6 protein-coding genes and 1 pseudogene are annotated in these 7436 nt (G+C 39.1%); 4 read left to right on the top strand and 3 right to left on the bottom strand.

Going from position 1 to position 7436, the window contains the following annotated elements:
- Positions 1 to 217: 217 nt before the first annotated feature.
- The gene (locus tag FTT84_RS16105; RefSeq protein WP_180081837.1) at positions 218 to 1378 is read right to left on the bottom strand and encodes an iron-containing alcohol dehydrogenase; all 1161 of its coding nucleotides are present in this window, start codon (positions 1376 to 1378) and stop codon (positions 218 to 220) included.
- Positions 1379 to 1495: 117 nt separating this feature from the next.
- Here FTT84_RS16105 and FTT84_RS16110 point away from each other — a divergent pair, with 117 nt between their 5' ends.
- Genes FTT84_RS16110 through FTT84_RS16125 form a run of 4 tightly spaced genes read left to right on the top strand, consistent with a single transcriptional unit; the run spans position 1496 to position 5262 of the window.
- Entirely contained in the window at positions 1496 to 2011 is a 516-nt protein-coding gene (locus FTT84_RS16110; protein WP_180081836.1) for a low molecular weight protein-tyrosine-phosphatase, read from the top strand.
- 9 nt (positions 2012 to 2020) lie between these two features.
- A complete protein-coding gene (gene murB, locus FTT84_RS16115; protein WP_180081835.1) occupies positions 2021 to 3061 on the top strand; it encodes a UDP-N-acetylmuramate dehydrogenase in 1041 nt (346 codons plus the stop codon).
- 23 nt (positions 3062 to 3084) lie between these two features.
- Positions 3085 to 4218, top strand: coding sequence for a YdcF family protein (locus tag FTT84_RS16120; protein WP_180081834.1), 1134 nt, complete (start codon positions 3085 to 3087; stop codon positions 4216 to 4218).
- On the top strand, positions 4219 to 5262 hold the full coding sequence (locus tag FTT84_RS16125; protein ID WP_067767346.1) for an alpha/beta hydrolase: 1044 nt from the start codon (positions 4219 to 4221) through the stop codon (positions 5260 to 5262). It begins immediately after the preceding gene.
- 82 nt (positions 5263 to 5344) lie between these two features.
- On the opposite strand, the gene FTT84_RS16130 is transcribed toward FTT84_RS16125, so the two are convergent.
- A complete protein-coding gene (locus FTT84_RS16130) occupies positions 5345 to 7015 on the bottom strand; it encodes an FMN-binding glutamate synthase family protein (protein WP_067767344.1) in 1671 nt (556 codons plus the stop codon).
- Between the two features lie 322 nt (positions 7016 to 7337).
- Positions 7338 to 7436 (bottom strand): annotated as a pseudogene (locus FTT84_RS16135) (IS1 family transposase); the annotation flags it as partial.

Below are 7436 nucleotides of genomic sequence, written 5' to 3' on the forward strand. Positions count from 1 at the left end.
TGAGAAAGCCCATATAAATGGGTAATGTACAAGTTGCTGTAGAAGCATGTTTAATTCGTCTGATCACAGATACTTTATAAAGTATTTTAATACTTTTTTGAATCCGTCAATGCGTAAGTCCTATATAAGTTATAACTAGTCGTTTGTTTGAAAAATAAACAAATATAGTGACTATAGTGTGATTTGTATCACACTATAATTTGTGTGAAAATTACAATTAAACATAGATCGCTTGATAAATATCCCGAGCATCCTGCAACTTAAGTTCACGTGGATTATTTTGCAATAAACGTGTTTGCAATAAGGCATCATGTGCTAATTCATCAATCATCTGTTCAGGCACATTGAGTTGATTCAATTTTAATGTCAATCCACTAGAATCTAAATGATTTTGCATGTGGTCTATGAACAAGTCACATAAGCCGTCAGTACAACCTGTACTATATGGATCAAGCCAAGTCATGAGTTCAGCATAGTGTTGTTTCGCTACAGGAGCATTAAATTTTAAAACCTCAGTGAGTACCAAAGCATTGGTATGCCCATGCGAGAGATGAAAATGTCCACCAAGCGGATATGCCAAGGCGTGTACGGCAGCAACGGGAGAATTTGCAAAGGCTTGTCCAGCTAGCATTGAACCTACCAACATGTGTTGCCTTGCTTCTAAATCATGTCCATCTTGTAATACCAATTTCAAATTTTTATTGAGTAGTTTTAAGGCTTGTTTTGCAAGCATGTCGGCATAAGGATTCTTTTTTACTTTGGAGGTATAGGCTTCAATCGCATGTACCATAGCATCAATGCCAGTTGCCGCTGTGATATGTGTAGGTAGGTCACGGGTAAATGTTGCATCAAGGATAGCGATGTCAGCATATAAAACAGGTGAGACGATGCCTGTTTTGGTGGTTTTACCGGTAGTAACAATAGAAATAGGGGTAACTTCTGAACCTGTACCTGCTGTAGTTGGCACTAAAATTAAAGGTAGTCGTGGGCGTTTTGCATTTCCCACGCCATATAAGTCAGCAAGTTGTTGTGTTTGTTCAGGATGTGCCAAAATTGCAATCAGTTTGGCTACATCCATTGAACTACCACCACCAAAACCCAAGATCAAATCAATTTTTTCATTTTTGGCAAACTGCACAGCATCTAATACGATGTGTTCAGCAGGGTCGGCCTGAATGCTTGAGTAAACAACATAGTCTTGCTGCATACTTTCGAGTATTTCAAGCAAAGGAAGATGCAGTTGTTGTTTTAGCATGCCGGGGTCTGTAACCAGTAGTACGCGTTTCGGTTGATATTCTTGAAGAACATCTTTTAATTGCTGAATCGAGCCTAAGCCAGAAATAATATTGCTGACGGTTTGAAACTGAAAATTACTCATTGGCTTATCCCTAATTTTTATATCGAAATGAACATTATTCTTGAGTCTTGATATAGGATTCATCTTGTAAATAACTTAACATAAGACGCTTGAAATAAAAGTACTCTTGAGGTTGTTATGTCATCCAGCACGCCATACAAGGTGTTGTGTGTTTGTTTAGGAAATATTTGTCGTTCTCCCACGGCGGAAGTGGTTCTGAGACATTTTTGTGATGAAGCTCAACTCAATATACAGGTCGATTCTGCGGGTACAAGCAATTATCATCCTGGTAAAGCGCCTGACAGTCGCAGTCAAAAACATGCAAAATTACGTGGTTATAATTTATCGTCGTTGCGTGCACGTCAATTAACCATACAAGACTTCATTGATTTTGATCTGATTTTGGCGATGGATTATGAAAATTTAGAAAATATTCAACAACTCATGGCACAAGCACAACGTCAATTTGGTGCATTACGTGCTCAAATCTCGCTTATGAGTCAGCATGATGGTCAATACCCGCAGCAGGAAGTCCCTGATCCTTATTATGGTGGGGATGCTGGATTTGAACATGTCTTAGATCAGTGTGAATCGAGTAGTCAGGCCTGGGTCAATTATTTACAAAATCATTTTAAAGCACAGCAGAATCATTAAGGTTTAAGAATGCACATTCAAACACAGGTTCAACTTAAGCCTTTTAACACATTAAGTCTGGATGCCGTCGCATCACATTATGTCCGTATTCAATCTGTTACAGATATTCAATCTGCTTTGGATTTTGCCGCAGCAGAAAATCTGAATGTTTTGGTATTGTCAGGTGGTAGTAATATGCTTTTACCTGAACAGATTCATGCATTGGTGATGCATATGGATATTCAGGGTATTGAACGTATTTCAGAAGACGCAGATACATGTACCATACGTGTCGGTGCTGGACAGGTATGGCATGATTTTGTACTGTGGACGACGAAACATAATTTATTTGGTCTGCAAAACTTAGCCTTAATTCCAGGTTTAGTGGGTGCATCACCTGTACAAAACATTGGAGCTTATGGTGTAGAAGCAGGTGAGTTTATTGAGTCAGTGCAAGTTTATGACCGTCAAATAGCACAAAATATTAGTATTGCTGCGCAGGATTGTCATTTTTCTTATCGTCATAGTATCTTTAAAGATGAACCAGAACGTTATGTGATTAGTCATGTCACTTTTAAACTATTAAAACAGCCAGATTTGAAATTAAATTATGGTGATCTAAAAGCTGCAGTTGGTGCTGATCTGACAGCAGAAAATTTGCAAAATCAGGTCATCCATATTCGTCAAACTAAATTGCCAGATCCTAAAGATTATCCAAATGTAGGCAGTTTTTTTAAAAACCCAGTGATTAGTCAGCAAGCATTTGACCAAATTGCACAACAATTTCCAAATTTGCCCCATTACCCGCAGCCGAATAATGAAGTTAAGCTTGCTGCAGGCTGGTTAATTGACCAAGCAGGCTGGAAAGGTAAAACATTAGGTGCAGTTGGTATGTTCCATAAGCAAGCTTTGGTGCTTGTGAATTATCAACAAGCTAGTTTGCAAGATGTACGTGCAACGTATAAAGCCGTACAACATGATGTTTTTCAAAAATTTAACATTGAATTGCATCCTGAGCCTGTATTATTTGATACACAAGGTCTCATTTGCTCGCATCAAGATGAATGCTAATCATAGGACATAGGTTTTACTGAATGAATAAGACACATTGGATGGTTCGCCTTGTACAAATAGTCGCTGTGCTATTTGTACTGTTCGGCTGTCTAATGATTTTTATATATTCACCTTTCTATTCAAAGCTGGTGGTGAAAGGGCTGAATTATTTTGTTCCTGTTGAGGTAAATCAGTTAGCAGCGCAAAGCCAAAAAATGGGGGCTTTGAGTGATGAGGATGGTTATGAACCCGGCTCGGATATGTGGATTGCACGTCAGGCCTATTTGAAGCTGATGGAGCAGGCGATTCAGTCAGATGAGCCCCAGGACTTAACGGTCATTCAAGCGCGTTATAAAGCGTTGCAACAATTGATTGAAGAAGAGCAACAGAAAGAAAATGATCAGAAAGAAACGCCGAAAGTTCCACTGTTAAATACCGTTGAAATGTCTGCTTCGGAAATTCAAGCCGATAATCCTGCACAAAAAATGAAGGATTTACTTGATTTAAATAGTGAAGAAAATAAAGGTTTGATGACGCAGTATCTTGAGTTTTTAAAAACGCATGAAATTGAGCAAGCTGCATCTGAAGCAGAGCCGATTGATGATGCCACTTATCATGATTTGGCAAAATTACAGGGACAAAATCAACCTGTTAAACAGCCAACTGCAGAACCTTATGCAATTGTGGTATTGGGCGGTGGTTTAACACTGGATAAAAATGATAAAGATATTGTGGTTAATGACTATACCCGTTTACGTTTAGAAACCACGCTTGATGTTGAACGCCAGTATAAATTACCAATTGTATTAAGTGGGGTTGAAGCCCCCTATATGCAAGCATGGTTAAAGGCGCGTGATGTTGATGCCAAGTTACTTGAAGATCGCAGCATGAACACATGCGAAAACTCTCGATTTAGCTCATTATTACTACAGAAAAAAGGCGGTGCGCCAACGGTGATTTTGATTACGGATCAATACCATATGCCGCGTACACGCCGTTTATTTGCATTAAATGGTATTGAAACCATTCCTGTGGAAGCACCGATGCCGACCTCACTTACAGCTTGGCGACCAAGTGAAAAAAATTACGATCATAGTCGCCGGGCAAATTATGAATTATTGGCCACCTTACGTGATGTTTGGTTTGGCTCTAGCGATTGTCGCGAGGTACCTTAAATGCCAGATATCCCATTTTTAAATCCCTCGATTTTAAAACAATTAGACCTTCCAGTTCCAAGCCGTGAACATACGCCTCAGTTGCTTGAAGCATTAAATTTAAATCGCAAATTTGAGCCGACCGTAGAGATTCAGTCATATCGTCGTTTATATGCACTTGATGCTCTAGATTGTGAACATTGGCAAGGATATGTTGAAATGCCATTATTTAAAGTTCATGTTCAAGTATTTAAACCCAATTTAAAATCTGAAGACGAACAACTCAAAGGCACAGTTTTTCTGTTACATGGTTATTTAGAGCATAGTGGCATTTATCAACCGATCATTCGTGAGTTGCTCGATCAAGGTTTTAGTGTACTGACTTATGATTTGCCTGGACATGGTTTAAGTAATGGTTCGCCTGCGAGTATTCAAAACTTTGATCATTATCAGCAAGTATTAGAGTCGGTGTATCGCTATGTTAAACATGCTGCGCAATTGCCGACACCTTGGTTGGGTATTGGCCAAAGTACCGGTGGGGCAATTTGGCTACATCATTTACTCGATTTTGCAGAACGTCGCGAAAATCCATACGTGGAGCGGGTGCTATTATTATCGCCGCTGATTCGTCCAGCGAAATCGGCGTGGTGGCATAATTCGGTTGGACTTGGCATTATTCGCAGAATCAAGCGCGAAGTTCCACGTCATTTCCGTCGTAATAACCATAACCCTGAATTTTTGCGTTTTGTCCGTTTAAAAGATCCGCTACAACCTCGTATGATGGGTATGGACTGGATTTTGGCTATGTCAAAATGGATGCAGGAAATGGAAGCACGTCCTGCCTGTCGTATTCCAGTATGGTTAGCGCAGGGTGCTCAGGATCAAACTGTAGATTGGCGCTATAACATTGAATTCATTCGTCGTAAGTTTCGATTACAAACTTTACTGATGCTCGAAGAGGGCTCACATCAGTTAATTAATGAACGTGCTGATATTCGAGCGGCTTTGACAGGATTAATTCCGGCATTTTTACATGCACAGCCCAATAGTAAGTCTTACTATTAATTAATATTTTTTAGACATTCAGATAGTAAAAAAGAGGCTTTAAAGCCTCTTTTTTTATAGTTCATTGGCCGTCGTGTATGAATTAGAACTTTTCTAAACTCGCCATATTCCACATACGGAAATAAAAGTTTTCGTCATCTTTATTTTCACAACTTAAAAGTTCACCATCTTTGAGCCAAAAATGCAGTTGAGCATAATTTTTGATTTCACGATTATTAATGCGCTGTGCGAGGTGATGGGCACGTATATCCGCAGGATGTTGTAAACCTGCAGAAGCAATCAGTTCAGACAAGCCATGCATGGTATTTTTATGAAAATTAAAAACACGCTCAGCCTTAGTGGGTACATGAATGGCTTTTTGGCGGTCTTTATCTTGGGTCGCGACACCGACAGGACATTGGTTGGTATGGCAGCTTTGCGCTTGAATACAACCCACAGCAAACATAAAACCGCGTGCTGAATTCACCCAATCCGCACCAATAGCCATGGTGCTAGCGATATCAAATGCACTGATAATTTTCCCGCTGGCGCCGACTTTAATTTTTGAACGCAGTCCTGCACCAATCAGTGTGTTGTTCACAAAGAGTAAACCTTCACGTAGAGGTGTACCCATATTGTCAATCAACTCAATTGGCGCAGCTCCTGTGCCACCTTCAGAGCCATCTACTACAATAAAATCTGGATAGATTTTGGTGTGTAGCATGGCTTTTACAATACTCATAAACTGCCAAGGCTGACCGATACATAATTTAAAGCCCACAGGTTTACCATTAGACAATTCGCGTAATTGCTGAATGAATTGCATCATCTCAATAGGTGTGCTGAATGCAGGATGGCTAGAAGGAGAGATGCAATCATGTTCGCGACTCACACCACGAATTTGTGCAATTTCTTCTGAAATTTTATCTTTAGGAAGAATACCGCCATGACCTGGCTTTGCACCTTGTGAAAGTTTAATTTCAATCATCTTCACTTGCGGAAGCTTGGCTTGCTCAGCAAAGCGTACTGGGTCAAATTGACCATCGATGGTACGACAACCAAAATAACCACTACCGAGTTCCCAAACAATATCACCACCATTTTCGAGATGATACGGACTAATGCTTCCTTCGCCAGTATCATGGTAGAAATTACCCATCTTGGCACCTAAATTCAGCGCACGAATGGCATTGGCACTCAAACTACCAAAACTCATCGCTGAAATATTCAAAATTGAAGCACTATAGGGCTGGGTACATTGTTCATTACCAATGCTAATCCGAAAGGTTTCAGGAATGGCGGGTACACACGGTGTAAGAGAGTGATTTAGAAAGCGGTAGTCATTTTGGTATACATCGACAATAGAGCCAAACGGTTTATCTGCATTTTGATTTTTTGCACGTTGATAGACTAGACTGCGTTGCATACGTGAAAAAGGTAATGCATCTTGGTCTGATTCAATAAAATATTGACGAATTTCGGGACGGAATTCTTCAAACAAAAAACGAAAATGGCCCATGATTGGGTAATTTTTTAAGATCGAATGTCGATTTTGTAAAACGTCATATAAACCTAAGAAGCTCAGCGCAATACTAATCACCCAAATCGTATTCAGTAAGGTTTCAGGGATAAAATACTGAAGATAGTGCGGTGAATAGCCGAAATAAAAATTGGTAATCAATAAGGCAATAAAAATGCAGAGAAACCAAATAGAATGTCGTGAGAAAAAAGTATTTAAAAGTTTATGTCGAATGGTTTGTGCTGGACTTGGCATGTTTTTAACAATCTTATGAGCTCAGTTTCTACTAATTTGCCGAGTTTACATACAATGCTCAAGCTTTAATTTGTTGATTCAGTGTAGCTTTGTTCTAGAAATTGCACATTTAGATGGGAGATGGCGTTTTGGGCATTTAGATATAAGAAAATATAAAAACTTGTTTAAGAAAAAATCTGCAAAGTTGATCAATTCTTGTTATTTCCATCTTTGCAACGCGGCCGCTATATTGATTTTACTTTCACTGAACGAGGTTTTTATTATGACAATGAAATCTATTCGATATAATAATTCAGGTGGTGTTTTAAAAAGTATGCTGACATTAAATGAAGCCATTATTGATGTAAAAGAAGGTTAAGTCGAAGGCTTTAAAATGGTTTTCAAGCTTTTTGGAGAAATTACAACTTCTTCTAAAACCACG

It is taken from the genome of Acinetobacter sp. YH01019 (assembly GCF_013420285.1).
GTDB classification, from domain to species: Bacteria; Pseudomonadota; Gammaproteobacteria; order Pseudomonadales; family Moraxellaceae; genus Acinetobacter; species Acinetobacter gandensis.